The sequence below is a fragment of the Thioclava sp. genome (assembly GCF_048263065.1).
In the GTDB taxonomy this organism is placed as follows: domain Bacteria; phylum Pseudomonadota; class Alphaproteobacteria; order Rhodobacterales; family Rhodobacteraceae; genus Thioclava.
Genome location: NZ_JBLXEM010000001.1, coordinates 35,355 through 50,187, shown reverse-complemented (window position 1 = coordinate 50,187; position 14,833 = coordinate 35,355). Strand labels below are relative to the sequence as shown.

17 protein-coding genes are annotated in these 14,833 nt (G+C 58.6%); 11 read left to right on the top strand and 6 right to left on the bottom strand.

The window, feature by feature from the left end; translation table 11 throughout:
- Positions 1-105 precede the first annotated feature (105 nt).
- Complete coding sequence (locus ACN0SD_RS00260; protein ID WP_417806214.1) at positions 106-555, bottom strand: NUDIX hydrolase; 450 nt, start codon at positions 553-555, stop codon at positions 106-108.
- 97 nt (positions 556-652) lie between these two features.
- On the opposite strand from ACN0SD_RS00260, the gene ACN0SD_RS00255 reads away from it, so the two are divergent.
- The 6 genes from ACN0SD_RS00255 to ACN0SD_RS00230 all read left to right on the top strand — a co-directional run bounded on the left by ACN0SD_RS00255 (position 653) and on the right by ACN0SD_RS00230 (position 7,110).
- The gene (locus tag ACN0SD_RS00255) at positions 653-1,672 is read left to right on the top strand and encodes an Hsp33 family molecular chaperone HslO (RefSeq protein ID WP_417806213.1); all 1,020 of its coding nucleotides are present in this window, start codon (positions 653-655) and stop codon (positions 1,670-1,672) included.
- A complete protein-coding gene (locus ACN0SD_RS00250; protein ID WP_417806212.1) occupies positions 1,659-2,261 on the top strand; it encodes a CoA pyrophosphatase in 603 nt (200 codons plus the stop codon). Before ACN0SD_RS00255 ends, ACN0SD_RS00250 begins: the two co-directional genes overlap by 14 nt.
- Positions 2,258-3,391 carry a CCA tRNA nucleotidyltransferase gene (locus ACN0SD_RS00245; RefSeq protein ID WP_417806211.1) on the top strand — a complete coding sequence of 378 codons (1,134 nt, stop codon included), beginning with the start codon at positions 2,258-2,260 and terminating at the stop codon, positions 3,389-3,391. The genes ACN0SD_RS00250 and ACN0SD_RS00245 overlap by 4 nt, the downstream gene beginning before the upstream one ends.
- Positions 3,392-3,453: 62 nt before the next feature.
- On the top strand, positions 3,454-5,280 hold the full coding sequence (locus ACN0SD_RS00240; protein WP_417806210.1) for an ABC transporter ATP-binding protein: 1,827 nt from the start codon (positions 3,454-3,456) through the stop codon (positions 5,278-5,280).
- Between the two features lie 49 nt (positions 5,281-5,329).
- On the top strand, positions 5,330-6,550 hold the full coding sequence (locus tag ACN0SD_RS00235) for a class I SAM-dependent RNA methyltransferase (RefSeq protein ID WP_417806209.1): 1,221 nt from the start codon (positions 5,330-5,332) through the stop codon (positions 6,548-6,550).
- A gap of 59 nt (positions 6,551-6,609) precedes the next feature.
- Positions 6,610-7,110 (top strand): L,D-transpeptidase family protein, encoded by a 501-nt coding sequence (locus ACN0SD_RS00230; RefSeq protein ID WP_417806208.1) that lies wholly within the window; start codon positions 6,610-6,612, stop codon positions 7,108-7,110.
- A gap of 35 nt (positions 7,111-7,145) precedes the next feature.
- On the opposite strand, the gene ACN0SD_RS00225 is transcribed toward ACN0SD_RS00230, so the two are convergent.
- The gene (locus ACN0SD_RS00225; RefSeq protein ID WP_417806207.1) at positions 7,146-7,661 is read right to left on the bottom strand and encodes a CAP domain-containing protein; all 516 of its coding nucleotides are present in this window, start codon (positions 7,659-7,661) and stop codon (positions 7,146-7,148) included.
- A 177-nt stretch (positions 7,662-7,838) separates the two neighbouring features.
- On the opposite strand from ACN0SD_RS00225, the gene ACN0SD_RS00220 reads away from it, so the two are divergent.
- Positions 7,839-8,444 (top strand): L,D-transpeptidase, encoded by a 606-nt coding sequence (locus ACN0SD_RS00220; protein ID WP_417806206.1) that lies wholly within the window; start codon positions 7,839-7,841, stop codon positions 8,442-8,444.
- A gap of 47 nt (positions 8,445-8,491) precedes the next feature.
- Here ACN0SD_RS00220 and ACN0SD_RS00215 read toward each other — a convergent pair whose 3' ends face one another.
- Both ACN0SD_RS00215 and ACN0SD_RS00210 read right to left on the bottom strand, forming a co-directional pair.
- The gene (locus ACN0SD_RS00215) at positions 8,492-8,938 is read right to left on the bottom strand and encodes a YqaA family protein (RefSeq protein WP_417806205.1); all 447 of its coding nucleotides are present in this window, start codon (positions 8,936-8,938) and stop codon (positions 8,492-8,494) included.
- An 87-nt stretch (positions 8,939-9,025) separates the two neighbouring features.
- Positions 9,026-9,589 carry an NYN domain-containing protein gene (locus ACN0SD_RS00210; RefSeq protein ID WP_038133271.1) on the bottom strand — a complete coding sequence of 188 codons (564 nt, stop codon included), beginning with the start codon at positions 9,587-9,589 and terminating at the stop codon, positions 9,026-9,028.
- Between the two features lie 140 nt (positions 9,590-9,729).
- Between ACN0SD_RS00210 and folK the strand changes: the two genes are divergently transcribed.
- The 4 genes from folK (at position 9,730) to ACN0SD_RS00190 (ending at position 13,578) form a co-directional block, all read left to right on the top strand.
- On the top strand, positions 9,730-10,290 hold the full coding sequence (folK, locus tag ACN0SD_RS00205; RefSeq protein ID WP_417806204.1) for a 2-amino-4-hydroxy-6-hydroxymethyldihydropteridine diphosphokinase: 561 nt from the start codon (positions 9,730-9,732) through the stop codon (positions 10,288-10,290).
- Between the two features lie 87 nt (positions 10,291-10,377).
- A complete protein-coding gene (rpoZ, locus tag ACN0SD_RS00200) occupies positions 10,378-10,734 on the top strand; it encodes a DNA-directed RNA polymerase subunit omega (RefSeq protein WP_417806203.1) in 357 nt (118 codons plus the stop codon).
- 25 nt (positions 10,735-10,759) lie between these two features.
- Positions 10,760-12,886, top strand: coding sequence for a RelA/SpoT family protein (locus tag ACN0SD_RS00195; RefSeq protein ID WP_417806202.1), 2,127 nt, complete (start codon positions 10,760-10,762; stop codon positions 12,884-12,886).
- Positions 12,887-12,918: 32 nt separating this feature from the next.
- Entirely contained in the window at positions 12,919-13,578 is a 660-nt protein-coding gene (locus tag ACN0SD_RS00190) for a DUF2062 domain-containing protein (RefSeq protein ID WP_417806201.1), read from the top strand.
- A gap of 16 nt (positions 13,579-13,594) precedes the next feature.
- Here ACN0SD_RS00190 and ACN0SD_RS00185 read toward each other — a convergent pair whose 3' ends face one another.
- Both ACN0SD_RS00185 and ACN0SD_RS00180 read right to left on the bottom strand, forming a co-directional pair.
- Positions 13,595-13,837, bottom strand: coding sequence for a WGR domain-containing protein (locus tag ACN0SD_RS00185; protein WP_417806200.1), 243 nt, complete (start codon positions 13,835-13,837; stop codon positions 13,595-13,597).
- Between the two features lie 106 nt (positions 13,838-13,943).
- Positions 13,944-14,801 (bottom strand): 5'-nucleotidase, lipoprotein e(P4) family, encoded by an 858-nt coding sequence (locus ACN0SD_RS00180; RefSeq protein ID WP_417806199.1) that lies wholly within the window; start codon positions 14,799-14,801, stop codon positions 13,944-13,946.
- Positions 14,802-14,833: the final 32 nt, after the last annotated feature.

Genomic DNA, 14,833 nt, shown 5'->3' with positions numbered 1-14,833 from the left:
ATACCGCTGAGACGTAGATACTTGATTTTAAACACTAAAGCTAGTGGTTTTTGAGATGGCAACCACAAGTTGTATGGTGGGTCAAAAAAGTTTGAGTTGACAACTTTAGCGATTACCGGATTGCAAAAATCTTTGCAAAAAGTAGCGATCGCCGTCATTTCCGAGACGCGCGACGGCGTTCTCTGGGGTCATCCAGACCGCCTGATGCCCGGGTTCGCTGGGCAGGCCGCGCTGGATCACCGGTCGTGCGGCGTAAACCGTGCAAAGCTTCTCGGCCCAGAGGTCATATTCTGGCATATAGGTGAAGCGGCGAAACGCCCCGATCCGGATCGGCCTTGCAATGGCCCAACCGGTTTCCTCAAATACCTCGCGATGCAACGCTGTGATCGCCCCTTCGCCGGGATCGATTCCGCCACCGGGAAGCTGGAATTCCGGCACTGGCGCGCTTTGATGGGTTAGCAAGATCTGCCTATCACGCATTAGGATGCCATATGCGCCGGGGCGCAACGTGTAGCTCTGCCCGGATTTCACGCTCTCGCCGAATCGTCGGATCATCGGAGCCCCCTTGGGTCTGCGGTTGCCCCGCCTATATAGGGGCTGTATGGCAGGCCGCGCGTCTTCCGAAAACCCCATTGAGCCCGCCAGGAGCACCATGTCGAAGCTTTCCCAAATCGCCTGGGACGATACCGTTCTGCCGTTCCAACTTGACCGCTCCGATATTCGTGGCCGGGTCGCGCGCCTTGATGGGGTGCTAGACGAGGTGCTCTCGCAGCACGACTATCCGCGTATTGTTGAGATGCTGGTCGCTGAAGCCGCGCTTTTGACGGCGATGATCGGGCAGACGATCAAGCTGCGCTGGAAGCTGTCGATCCAAGTGCGCGGTAACGGCCCGATCCGTATCATCGCCACTGATTATTACGCCCCCACCGCCGATGGTGCGCCTGCGCGTATTCGCGGTTGGGCAAGTTTTGATGCTGAGGCGCTGGATCATGCCGCTGACCCGTTTAGCCAGATCGGTCAGGGGTATTTCGCCATTCTGATTGATCAGGGGCAAGATACCACGCCTTATCAAGGGATTACGCCTTTGGCCGGTGGTTCCCTTAGCGCATGTGCCGAGGCCTATTTCGCGCAATCCGAACAGCTTGCCACTCGGTTTGAGCTGTCTTTCGGGCGCGCGATCCTGCCGGGGCAGGGTGAAAGCTGGCGTGCCGGGGGGGTGATGTTGCAACATATGCCGCCGGCCTCACCGCTGCATATCGCGCCGGAAGGGTCGGGCGATGAGGGGTTACTGAACCCCGAAGATTTGCTGGACGGCGAAGAGGGCGAGAATTGGGTGCGCGCGAATGTGCTGCTCGATACCGTTGAGGATATGGAACTGATCGGCCCGACCGTGCAGCCGACCGACTTGCTGGTGCGGCTGTTTCACGAGGAACGCCCGCGCGTCTTTGATCCGCAGCGCGTGGAATTTGGCTGCACCTGCTCGGCCGAGCGCGTGCGCAACTCGCTGTCGATCTATTCCGCGCGCGATATCGCGACTATGACCACGGATGACGGAAGGGTCACCGCTGATTGCCAGTTCTGCGGCGCTCACTATCAGTTTGACCCAGATACACTTGGGTTTGAGGCCGCAAAACCGCCGGATGGCAACGCGTGCGAGGATGAAAATGACTGACCCGCTTGCCCCGGTCTTGGCCGCCTTGGGCCGGACGGGGCGGCCCTCGTCCGATTATGACCTGAACCCCGAAACGGTGTTGCCCGAGGGGAGCAAACTGCGCGCAGCGGGGGTGTTGGTGGCGTTTGATACCTCTGGCCCCGAGCCGCTTTTGTATCTGACCAAGCGCAGCTCACATCTGCGTCACCATCCCGGCCAGATTTCGTTTCCTGGTGGCAAGGTTGACCCCGGAGACGATGGCCCGATCGGGGCGGCACTACGCGAGTCATACGAGGAAATAGGGCTTGATCCTGCCAATGTTGAGGTGCTGGGAACGCGCGAGCCGCATGAAACCGTGACCTCGTTTCTGGTGACGCCTGTGCTGGCACGCATCAAAGCGCCCTTCACGCCGCGACCGGAGGCGGGCGAAGTGGCCGAGGTTTTCACTGTGCCGCTATCGCATATTTTGGATCTCGCGAATTACCGCGTTGAATCGAGGCGTTGGCGCGGTGCGCGGCGTTATTATTATGTCGCGCCTTACGGCCCCTACTACATCTGGGGGGCAACCGCGCGTATGCTGCGGGCCTTGGCAGATGGGATGGCGGGATGAAACTGACAGGCGATTGGCTGCGCGCGCGTGATGTGCAAGCGGTGCTGGCGATGCTGGAGAACGCGGGGCATCAAGCGTTTTTGGTGGGCGGCTGCGTGCGCAATGGCCTGATTAACACCGCCGTTAGCGACATTGATATCGCCACAGATGCGCGCCCTGATCGGGTCATCGCACTTGCAAAAGACGCCGGATTGAAGCCGGTGGCGACCGGTCTAGAACATGGCACGATCACGGTCGTCGTCGATGGTCACGCACATGAGGTCACCACCTTTCGCCGTGATGTCGAAACCCATGGGCGTCATGCGACGGTCGCGTTTTCCGATGACTTGGTCGAGGACGCCGCGCGGCGCGATTTCACGATGAACGCGCTTTATGCGCGCGCGGATGGAGGGGTGCTTGATCCGCTGGGCAGCGGTATCGCCGATCTGAACGCTCGGCATGTGCGTTTCGTCGGCGATGCGCAGGCCCGTATCCGCGAGGATTATCTGCGCATCCTGCGGTTTTTTAGATTTACGGCGTGGTATGGGCGCGATCTTGATGCTGAAGGATTGGCCGCTTGCGCACGTAATTCCGCGGGAATCGAGAAGCTTTCCCGTGAGCGCATCGGTGCCGAGATGAAAAAGTTGCTGGCCGCCCCTGACCCAGCACCAGCTGTCGCAGCGATGGCGCAGTCTGGCATTTTGACGACTGTTCTGCCCGGCTCTGATGCGCGCGCATTGGCTCCGCTGATCCACCTAGAGGACCGCCCCGCCGACCCCATTCGACGTTTGGCGGTGCTGGGCGGCGAGGGTGTGAGCGAACGACTACGCCTGTCAAATCCCGAAGCGCGCCGATTGGCGCGGTTGCGCGATGCGATGGCGACGCCCCAAGGCCCAGAGGTTCTAGGGTATAACTTGGGTGAAGACGAAGCGGCCGATGCACTGTTGTTGCATCACGCTTTGATCGGGCAAGAGATGCCGAAGGATTGGATAAAAAGGCTCTATTCCGGCGCAAATCAGGTTTTTCCGGTCAAGGCGGCTGATCTCATGCCGGCGTTTCAGGGACCGGAATTGGGCGCACGCCTCCGCGATCTTGAGGCGCGCTGGATTGCCTCGGATTTCACGCTGACGCGCGATGACTTACTTGGCTAGGCTGGTGCGCGCTTTCCTATGCTGGCGCGGGGGCTATATTCCAGACGTGAAAGCGAGTCCCCATGTTTGACCCATTCCAAAAAGCCGACGGACCGCCACCGCAAAGCCTTGGCGCCTTTTTCCGCTGGTGCCTGAAAGGCGCAAGCACGTTGATCGTGATATCAGGTGCGGCCTCGGTACTGGCGGGCGCTATGGAGGTTGTTTCGGCTTGGCTTTTGGGAAGGGTGATCGACGCTGCCCTCAGTAGCGCTCCAGACGCGATTTTGGTGCAAAACGTTGGGCTTTTAGTGCTGTTCGTCAGCTTCTACTTGATAATCCGACCGCTGGCCTTTGCGCTGAGTTCGGCCACGACCAACCTACTGATTTCTCCAAATATCCTGCCGCTGGTTCTGTCGCGTTTGCATCGCTGGACGATGGGGCAATCTGTGACGTTCTTTGATAACGATTTCGCAGGTCGGATTGCACAAAAGCAGATGCAGACCGCGCGGGCGGTGACCGATACGGTCTCTGAGGTCATCAACACCGCACTATTTGCGCTAGCGTCGATTTTGGGTTCGGTTCTGCTGCTGATCGGGATTGATCGATGGGGTGCGGTGGCGCTTGTGGTCTGGACGATTGGCCTTGGCGTCCTGATCCGGGCCTTCCTGCCCCATATTCGTGAAAAATCGCGGGCGCGCGCATCGGCGCGGGCGATGGTGACGGGGCAGGTTGTCGATACGATCACCAATATCAAGACGGTGAAGCTGTTCGCGCATGCCGAATATGAAGACCGCTCGGCCCTTGGCGCGATGGCGATATTTCGCACGCGGACGACCCGTTTTGGGCAGGTTCAGAGCCTATATCGTACGGTCCAAATGGCCTATTCCGGGCTGCTGCCGGTCATTTTGGTCGGCGGTGCGATCTGGTTATGGTCGCAAGGTCAAGCCAGCGCGGGCGATATCGCGACCTCTGGCGCGATTGCGATCCGGCTGGCGCAGATGTCGGGTTGGGTGTCGAACGCTTTGATGGGGCTTTGGACCAATATCGGTGAGGCCGAGGACGGGATGCACACGCTTGCGCGCCATCACGGACTGTCTGACGCACCGGACGCGCGTGATCTGGGCAATGTCGCCGGGGCGATCCGCTTTGATCATGTGAGTTTCGCCTATGGGCGCGAAAAAGGGGGCGTCGAAGGGCTTGATCTGAGTATCGCTGACGGCGAGCGCATCGGGATTGTTGGCGCCTCTGGGGCGGGGAAATCCACGCTCGTGGCGTTGCTACTGAGGCTCTATGACGCAGAAACAGGGTCTATTTTAATTGATGGGACCGATATCCGCGATGTGACGCAAGAAAGCCTGCGCCGACAGATTGCGATGGTCACACAAGAGACCGCTATGTTCAACCGCTCGGCGCGGGAGAACATTCTCTATGGCCGCCCGGATGCCAGCGAAGACGAGGTGATCGCGGCCGCAAAACAGGCCGAGTCGCATGAGTTCATCCTTGCGATGCAAGATCACGAGAGCAATCGCGGCTATAACGCCAAGCTGGGCGAGCGCGGTGTCAAACTGTCGGGCGGTCAACGCCAGCGTATTGCCCTTGCACGGGCATTTTTGAAAGATGCGCCGATTCTTGTTTTGGATGAGGCGACTTCGGCGCTTGATTCCGAGGTCGAGGCTTCGATCCAGTCGGCGTTGCATCGGGTGATGGCGGGCAAGACTGTGCTGGCAATTGCGCACCGGCTGTCCACGATTGCCGAAATGGACCGAATTATTGTGCTGGAACAGGGTCGCATCGTCGAACAGGGCAGCCATGCCAATTTGCTGGCGGCGCAAGGGCTATATGCCCGCTATTGGGCGCGGCAGTCGGGTGGGTTTCTCAATTGCGATGAAGATAGCGAAGCGGCGCAATAGAGCAAATCAGGGTCTTTCCAGCGCCGCTTGTGCCCGCTAAGGCAAGGCCATGACATTGATGATCGAAAGACTTTCGCTCCATGCCGATGGTGTGGCTCACGGCCCCGAGGGGACCGTGCATGTGGCCATGGCGCTGCCCGGTGAAGAGGTGACCGGCGTGATCGAGAATGGCCGTATCGCCGCGCCCAAGATCGTCACGCCTAGTGCGGATCGGGTATCGGCCCCGTGTCCACATTATCGCGCTTGCGGAGGCTGCGTCATGCAGCACGCGTCCGAGCCGTTCACCGCCCGCTGGAAGGCCGAGGTCGTGCGCAACGCGCTGGCGTCCCGCAATATCGAGGCCCCTGAAATCTCCGTGTCGACCTCGCCTTTACATTCGCGCAGACGCGCAACGCTGGCGGGGCGGCGGACCAAGAAAGGCACATTGGTCGGCTTTCACGCGCGTGCGTCCGATACGCTGGTTGAGGTGCCCGGCTGTTTGATTTTGCGCCCGGAATTAATGGCAGCGATCCCGATTTTGCACGAGGCAACTACGATTGGCGCCTCGCGCAAGGGCGAAGTGGCCTTTTCGGTGACGCTCTCGCAGGGCGGTATCGATTTGGCTGCGATTGGCGGAAAAGACTCTGATCCCGCCCAATTCGAGGCTTTGGCCGATCTGGCGCGCCAATATGACGTGGCGCGATTGACGTGGAATGATGAGGTGGTCGCCGCGCGTCATCCCGCCACCCAGCGTTTTGGGGTGGCGCAGGTTGCGCCGCCGCCCGGCGCGTTCTTGCAAGCGACGGAACATGGCGAGGCGGCGCTCGTGGGCTTTGTCCGTGAGGCGCTGGTTGGCGCGTCGAAAGTCGCCGATCTTTTCGCGGGCTGTGGCACGTTCTCGCTGCCCTTGGCTGAGCAGGCAGACGTGCATGCCGTGGAAAACGCGAGCGCAATGATAGAGGCGCTTGATCAGGGCTGGCGGCAGGCGAAGGGGCTGCACCGGGTGACTTCGGAAGTGCGCGACCTGTTTCGCCGCCCGCTATTATCCGATGAAATTGACCGCTACGACGGCGTCGTAATCGACCCGCCCCGCGCAGGGGCCGAGGCGCAGGTGGAGCAGATTTGTGCCTCGCGGGTCAAGCGGGTCGTGCATGTGTCGTGCAACCCGGTGACGTTCGCACGCGAGACAGCGGCGCTGACTGCGGCAGGCTTCACGCTGGAAAAAACCCTAGTGGTCGATCAGTTCCGGTTTTCTGCTCATGTCGAGGTCGCGGCCTATTTCAGCCGCTAGATGTGGTGCGAAAAATCGGCTATGACTGCACAAAACAAGCAGATCAAAACAGGCACCTTATGAACCGCAGAACCCTTATGTTGGGCGCCAGCGCCCTAGCCGCTTTGACCGCATGTGGCGATTCAAGCAAATTCATCGCCTATGGCGGCCCGCAGGTGACGCAGGTCCAGGTCTTCAAATCGCAACGGAAAATGTATCTGATGCATGGCGATAAGGTGCTTGAGCATTATAAGATAAGTCTGGGCGGCGATCCGATCGGCCCCAAACGCTTTGAGGGGGACGGGAAAACCCCTGAGGGGCTGTATTACATAAATCGCCGCAACCCCAATTCGGCCTATTATCTGTCGATCGGCATTAGCTATCCGAACCCGGAGCAGGTTACCTTTGCTGCCGAGCAGGGCAAAAAGGCGGGTGGCGATATTTTCATCCACGGCCGCGATGGCAAGAACAAGGGCCGGGGGCGCGACTGGACGGCGGGTTGCATCGCGGTGAAAGACAAAGAAGTCCGCGAGATCTACGCAATGGTGCAGGACGGCACGCCAATCTTTATCTTCCCGTGATATGCAAAGGGCCCCGTGATGGGGCCCTTTTTGACTTAGTTGCCGGTGACCATCGTCCACCAGATTTTCCCTGACGGTTCCTGATACCAGGAAAAGCCCATTTGCGTGGCCGCCGGGTTCAGGATCACATCGCGCGTGTCGGGCACATTCATCCAAGCCGACAGCGTCTCCATCTCGGTCTCATAGGTTTCCGAGATGTTTTCGCCCAACACGGTGCCGGTATAGCCCGCACGTTGCGCACGACTGAGCGGCGAAGACCCGTCCGAACCCCAATGCCACGGCCGATTCTGCGCGGCCATATCTTTGGAATGGGCCAAGGCGGCGGTGGTCAGCGACGCGTTAAGAACCAACGGTGTCGCCCCGCGCGCCGAGCGCAACGAGTTAACCGATTCGAGCACACGCTGGGGAATCACCTGCGCATCGCGCCCGGTAATGGAATAAACTTTGGGCAGCGGCAGCCCATCCGGGCCAAGCTTGGGTTGCTGATCCACAGGATCGCAGGCCGCGAGGGCCAGTGTGGCAGATATCGCAAGGATTGTAGCGCGCAGCATTGTCTTGAGGCCCCCTATTAAACCTGTGTTTCCTTTACACGTTCACCGATGGGCGCGCAAACCCTCCTGTAACGCGAAAGGCACATCAATCACGGTATGATTTGCACCAGCGGCTTGCCCAAGATATGTTAACGAAGCTATTTCAGGTCAACGGTTCCGCCATATTCGGAGAGCATGATGTCTAACGCGCGTACCAAATTTGATCGCCGCGCTTTTCTAGGCGCGGCCGCGCTTGGCAGTGCGGGCTTGGCATTGCCAGCTTGGGCGCAAACGCCTGATGCGGGCGCAGTCCAATATGAGACCAATGATTATACCAACCAGCGGCGCAACATCTCGAGCTTTCAGGCGCGCCAGTGGCAGCCCTATTTCAGCTCGCTGCGCAATGGGGCAATTCTTGTCGATACCACCTCGCGCGATCTGCATTTCTGGTCGGCTGATGCGTCAGTCTATCGCCTTTACCCGACCTCAGTGCCGGTCTCCGAGGAGTTGACCCGACTTGGCCGGACCGAAGTGATCCGCAAGGTCGAAGGGCCAAGCTGGGCGCCGACGCCTTCGATGAAACGGCGCAACCCGGAATGGCCGTCGTATGTGCCCCCCGGTCCCGACAACCCGCTGGGAACGCATGCGCTGTATCTGTCGTGGAAATACTACCGTATTCACGGCACGCATGACACGCGCAAGATTGGTCGCAAAAGTTCAAACGGCTGCATCGGGCTGTATAACGAGCACATTCAAGAGCTGTTCGGAATGGCAAAAATTGGCACCCAAGTGCTGCTGATTTAACAGGCGCGCGCTATGCGTCTGCACAAAGGGCCCCGCGTGGGCCCTTTTTAGTTAGTCAGTGCAAGTGCTTGCGCGGTGATCCAGGCCAATGCTGTATAACGCCCTGTTTTCGCGATGAAAACCAGCGGAACAAATAACCACAGGTTCATCCGCAAAACACCCGCGATCAGGCAGACCAGATCGCCACCCGGCGCCCAGCTTAGCAGCAAAAGCGGTGCGCCCCAGCGATCCAGCCAGCGATGCCCCATCGCGAGTTGTTTCTGCGAGGCCGGAAACCATTTGCGATCTTTCCAATGGTTGACGCCACGCCCCAGAGCATAGGTCACGAGCGCGCCCAGCGTGTTGCCAATGCTTGCCACCAGAACCATCTGCCATATCGAAACGCCGCCCGCCGTTTGCAGTGCGACGAACAGGATTTCCGACTGCATCGGTATCGGCGTCGCGGCCAGCATTGCCGAGACAAACAGGCCGATTAGAGAGGCATTTTCAACCATTGGATTTGGCTTGGCTCATCGACTTAGGAAAAGGGCGCGCGAGATGATCCGCACGCCCTTCTTAGTGTAAGGCTCGCTGGTGCGCGATCAATTCTCGGGATTGATCTCATCTTCACGCGGCTCACGCGGCGGGCGTCCGATGACATCGCGCAACGCGTCCAGTTCGATGAAGTTATCAGCCTGACGACGCAGCTCGTCGGCGATCATCGGCGGTTGGCTGCGGATGGTCGAGACGACCGAAACACGGCAGCCTTGACGTTGTAGGCTTTCCACCAGCGGGCGGAAATCGCCATCGCCTGAGAACAGCACGATATGATCGAGGCGCGGCGCGAGCTCCATCGCATCCACGGCCAACTCAATGTCCATATTGCCTTTGACTTTCCGCCGCCCCATCGAATCAGTGTATTCCTTGGCAGGCTTGGTCACCATTGCGTAGCCGTTATAGTTCAGCCAATCGACTAGTGGGCGGATGGGCGAGTATTCCTCGTTTTCCAGCAGCGCTGTGTAATAGAAAGCGCGCAGCAACTTGCCGCGCCGTTCAAATTCTTGCCGTAACAATTTATAGTCGATATCGAAGCCCAATGCCTTGGCTGCGGCATAGAGATTCGAGCCATCGATAAAGAGTGCGAGACGTTCGTCCTTGTAAAACATGCAATCCTCTTGCTGCTTGGTCCGCCATGTCTAGTCGGATCGCGAAACGAATTTGGGTATAACGCTTGCGTAAAAGAACAGGGCCAACGAGATATGTCCACTGACATATGCAATACGCAAGAATTATGGAGCCTGTCTAAATGGACATGTCAGTCATTTGTGCGCTTGGGGCGAATCTGTCGGGCGACCAAGGCGACCCGGTGGATACATTGTCTGCGGCCCTTTGCGAATTGGTAAATAAGGATTTTTCGCTGGTTTCAGTCAGCCGTTTTTGGCGGACTCCCGCCTATCCCGTAGGGTCTGGCCCCGACTACGCCAACGCATGTTGCAAATTGCAATCTCCGTCTGACCCAAGGGCAACACTGGACGCGTTTCATGACATCGAAGCGCAGTGCGGCCGCGTGCGTGAGGCACGTTGGGGTGCCAGAACGCTTGATCTGGATTTGATTGCATATGGCAATATCGTGTTGCCTGATCTGCAAGGGTTTGCGCAGTGGCGGGATCTCCCCTTGAGTCGGCAGCAAAGCATCGCGCCGACAGAGCTTATTTTGCCTCATCCGCGCCTTCAGGACCGCGCGTTTGTGCTGATTCCCTTGGCCGAGATCGCACCGCTTTGGCGCCATCCCGTTTCGGGCCAAACGGTTAGGCAGATGCTGGCCGCGCTGCCAGAGGCGCAAAAAGCGGCCATTCACCCGGTTTGACAGGGTTTTGACACGATTGCGCGCTTGTCATCGCGGGGCCAAGCGCCTAAGTAGAGCCCTCGTTCGAAAGTCCTACTGGAGTTGCCCATGGCCCGCGTGACGGTTGAAGATTGCGTCGACAAAGTCCCGAATCGATTCGAGCTGGTGATGCTCGCGTCCCATCGTGCACGCGAAATCGCCGCCGGTTCTCCGATCACGGTCGAGCGTGACAACGACAAGAACCCGGTCGTCGCCCTGCGCGAAATCGCCGACGAAACGCAATCGGCAGATGATCTGCGCGAGCGTCTGATCGAAAGCAACCAGACCCAGATCGAAGTCGATGAGCCCGAAGACGATTCGATGGCGCTGTTGATGGGTGGTGAAAGCCCCGATCGCGCAGTCGAAGATGACATGTCCGAAGAGCGCATGCTGCGCGCACTGATGGACGCGCAGGGCCGCGAATAAGCAATAGGGGCGGAAACGGGCGCGCATGATCGACGTCGAAGACCTGATCGCGCTCGTTCGCAACTACAATCCGCAGACCAATGCAGATCTGATCCGGCGTGCCTATGCCTACGGGCTGAAGATGCACGAAGGTCAGTTGCGCCATTCCGGCGAGCCCTATTTTACCCATCCCGTTGCCGTCGCCGCTATTCTGACCGAACAGCGGCTAGATGATGCGACCATCGTCACAGCCTTGCTGCATGACACGATCGAAGACACCGGCTCGACCTATATCGAGGTGACAGAGCTGTTTGGCGAAGAGATCGCCGAACTGGTGGATGGCGTCACCAAGCTGACCAATTTGCAATTGTCCAATGCCGCCTCAAAGCAGGCCGAGAATTTCCGTAAGCTGTTCATGGCGATGTCCAAGGATTTGCGGGTGATTCTGGTCAAGCTGGCGGATCGTTTGCACAATATGCGCACCATCCGCTCAATGCGGGTTGAAAAGCAGGCTCAAAAAGCGCGCGAGACGATGGAAATCTTTGCGCCGCTGGCCGGTCGCATGGGGATGCAATGGATGCGTGAAGAGCTTGAGGATCTTGCCTTTAAGGTCATCAATCCCGAGGCGCGCACCTCGATCATCCGCCGCTTTGTCAGCCTGCAAAAAGAGACCGGCGATGTGATCCCGAAAATCACCGCCGATATTCGCGGGTTGCTGGAAGATGAGGGGATCGACGCGGTGGTGTTTGGCCGCGCCAAGCGCCCCTATTCGATCTGGCGCAAGATGGAGGAAAAGCAACTTGCCTTCTCGCGTCTCTCCGACATTTACGGCTTTCGCGTCATCACCAATTCGGAAATGGATTGCTACCGCGTCTTGGGGCTGATCCATCACCGTTGGCGCGCCGTGCCGACCCGGTTCAAAGACTACATCAGTCAGCCCAAGACGAACGGTTATCGCTCGATCCACACGACGGTCTCGGGGCGCGATGGCAAGCGGGTCGAGGTGCAAATCCGCACCCGCCAAATGCACGAGGTCGCTGAGGCCGGGGTCGCTGCGCATTGGTCGTATCGCGATGGCGAGCGGGCGAAAAACCCCTTTGCAGTGGACCCGGCGAAATGGCTGGCCTCGCTGAATGAACGCTTTTCCGAAGGCGAGGGCGATCACGACGAGTTTCTCGAAAACGTCAAACTCGAGATGTATTCCGACCAGGTGTTCTGCTTCACCCCCAAGGGCGATGTGGTGAAGCTGCCCAAGGGTGCGACGCCGATTGATTTCGCCTATGCGATCCACACGCGGATCGGCAATAGCTGCGTTGGCGCCAAGATTGACGGCATCCGCGTGCCGCTTTGGACGCGGCTCAAAAATGGCCAGTCGGTCGAAGTGATCATCGCGGCTGGCCAACGCCCGCAGATGACGTGGCTTGATATTGTGGTCACCGGACGCGCCAAGGGGGCGATCCGCAAATCCCTGCGCGAAGAAGATCGCGATCGCTTTATCAAACTCGGGTCTGAGCTGGCGCGCGTGGCGTTTGAACATGTCGGGCGCAAGGTTACGGATAAGGCCCTGCGTACGGCAGCCAAAACGCTGGGTCTGCCTGATGAGGACGAACTGCTTGCGCGGATCGGCTCGGCCGAGTTGGCGGCGTCCGAGGTGTTGGCGGCACTTTACCCCGAACTGGCCGCGCGCCAGAACGAGAGCGAGATTGAGCCCACCCGAGCCGTTCTGGGCCTCGGTGCTGATCAAAGCTTTAGCCGCGCCAATTGTTGCCAGCCTTTGCCCGGGGAACGGATCGTCGGCATCACCTATCGCGGGCAGGGCGTGGTGATACACGCCATCGATTGCCCCGCGCTTGCGGAATTCGAGGATCAGCCCGAACGCTGGGTTGATCTGCAATGGAAATCGGGGCGACACCCGCCAGCTTATACCGCGACGCTCAAGATCACGATTTCCAATGATGCGGGCGTGTTGGGCCATATCTGCACCCTGATCGGGCAGCAAAAGGCAAATATTTCTGATTTGAAATTCATTGATCGGAAGCCCGATTTTTATTCGCTTCTTGTCGAGGTCGAACTGTGCGATGCCGAGCATATGCACCGGTTGCTCAACGCGCTTGAAGCGGAAAGCGATGTTGCTCAAGTCTCGCGAATTCGCGAACTGTCACGCAAGCCGTAGTCGTTTCGACGGCGCAAGGGGGGAGACGCGTGGTGTTTAGGCGGCGCGAAAAGCGAAGTGTTCTGCAAAACCTGCGCGAGGCGGTCTGGCCGCGCTCGGGCTGGGGGCGCGCTTTTCAGTATGTCAAACATCGCGTTAATCGCTTGCCCGACCGGCCCCATCGCATCGCGCGCGGTGTGTGGGCGGGTGTGCTGGTCTCATTCACCCCGTTCTTCGGCTTTCACTTTCTGACCGCCGCGGCGGTCGCTTGGATCATCCGCGGCAATATTCTTGCGGCCCTTCTGGCGACGTTTTTTGGCAACCCCATTAGCTTTCCGATCATCGCAGTGTTCTCGGTCAAGCTTGGTCATTTCATACTCGGGGATCGCCTAGATAGTGGCCACACTGAGGGTTTGCTACGCACTTTTCAGGCCGCAAGCCACGATCTTCTGCATAATTTCTGGGCTATATTTACGCCCGATCACGCCGAATGGAGCGGATTGGAGCGGTTCTTTACCGATGTCTGGCTGCCCTATCTTGTGGGCGGGCTTGCGCCGGGAATTATCGCCGCGACGATCTGCTATTATATCTCGCTGCCCATCATTACGGCGTATCAAAACCGTCGCCGTACGCGTCTGAAAGAGCGGTTGGAAAAGATCCGCGCCAAGATCAAACGCGACGATAAAGGTGGCGAGAAGAAGCCTCGCGACTAGGCACCATAGCGCGCTATCATCTTCCCTTGGCGACGCCCGCTTCGCTTAACTGATAGCCGCGCCGTTGGGCGAGCCGTCGCGATGTTTCAGCCGCTGTCACCGCCTCGCGCAGGTTGGAAAACCACCGCAAACATTGACTGCCCGCGCGCCCATGCTGGCCCCATTCGCGCACCACTGTGTATTCTCCGAACAGATTGTCCGAGATCTCAACGCGGTAAAACCGCCGCGTATTCGGCGTATGCAATATGAGGTTGAGCATGGCAGTGCTCCTACATCCCGATTACGTGAAGTGAATCAGAGATGCGCGCATTTGGCCAGCGAAAAAGGGTTAACGAAAAGGGCCGCGCGGGGCGGCCCTTTGGGTATCAGTTCATCGGTGTCCAAGGCGTGAGCGCCTTAATTTTCTCTTTGCGCCGCTCGTCGCCCGATTTCGACCAATCGCCGCCAAAGGCTGCCGATTCCCAGCTGCCATATTCGGGATTGGGGAACATGATCCAAGTTTTGCCCCAGTTGTCCTTGGTCTTTTCGTAGAACGCCTGACGTTCTGCGCCTGAGCCCTTCGCGGCATCGGTGAAGTCGCCCAGATTGTCGCCCATCAAAAGCGCGACGCGGTAATCCTTGGCCACATAGGCAATCCGGTTTTCTTTAGCCGAGCCCCAATCTGGTTGCTCTTTCTTGGTCAATACGGTGTCGACATTGCCGCCCATCGGAAAGCCGAGTTTTTCCATATTGGCGCGCGTTCCGGGTTCTTCATCCTTGGTGCGGTTGGAGACATAGAAAATTTTCACGCCCTTGGAATCTGCATATTTCAGGAAATCAATTGCGCCGGGCATCGCCGTGGAGGTCTGGGAATTGACGTAGTCGGTCCATTCCTTAGATCTGAAATTCGTGCCGCGTTGAATGAGCGAGGATTGGTAATTTGCGTTATCCAGCAGCGTCTCATCCAGATCGGCGATAATCGCGACGGGTTCGTCTTGATACTTCGCACCCTCTTTGCCGGGCGCTGCCGTCCATGCTTTGTCGGCCAAAGCCTGATCGAGGCGCAGTTTAGCCAGATCAAACAGCCCGCGTGTCACGGCCTTATGCTCGACCGAGTTTTGCATCCACAGCGTCGCGTTCAGCAGGTCGTTTTGCGGTACGGCCTGGGCATCCTGCGCGACACTGACTGCGGTGCTTAGGCACAAACCGGCGGCGCTGGCCGCAAGCAGGGCTTTTATCTTCATTTATACTCTCCCCGGTGGATCTATTTCGGCGC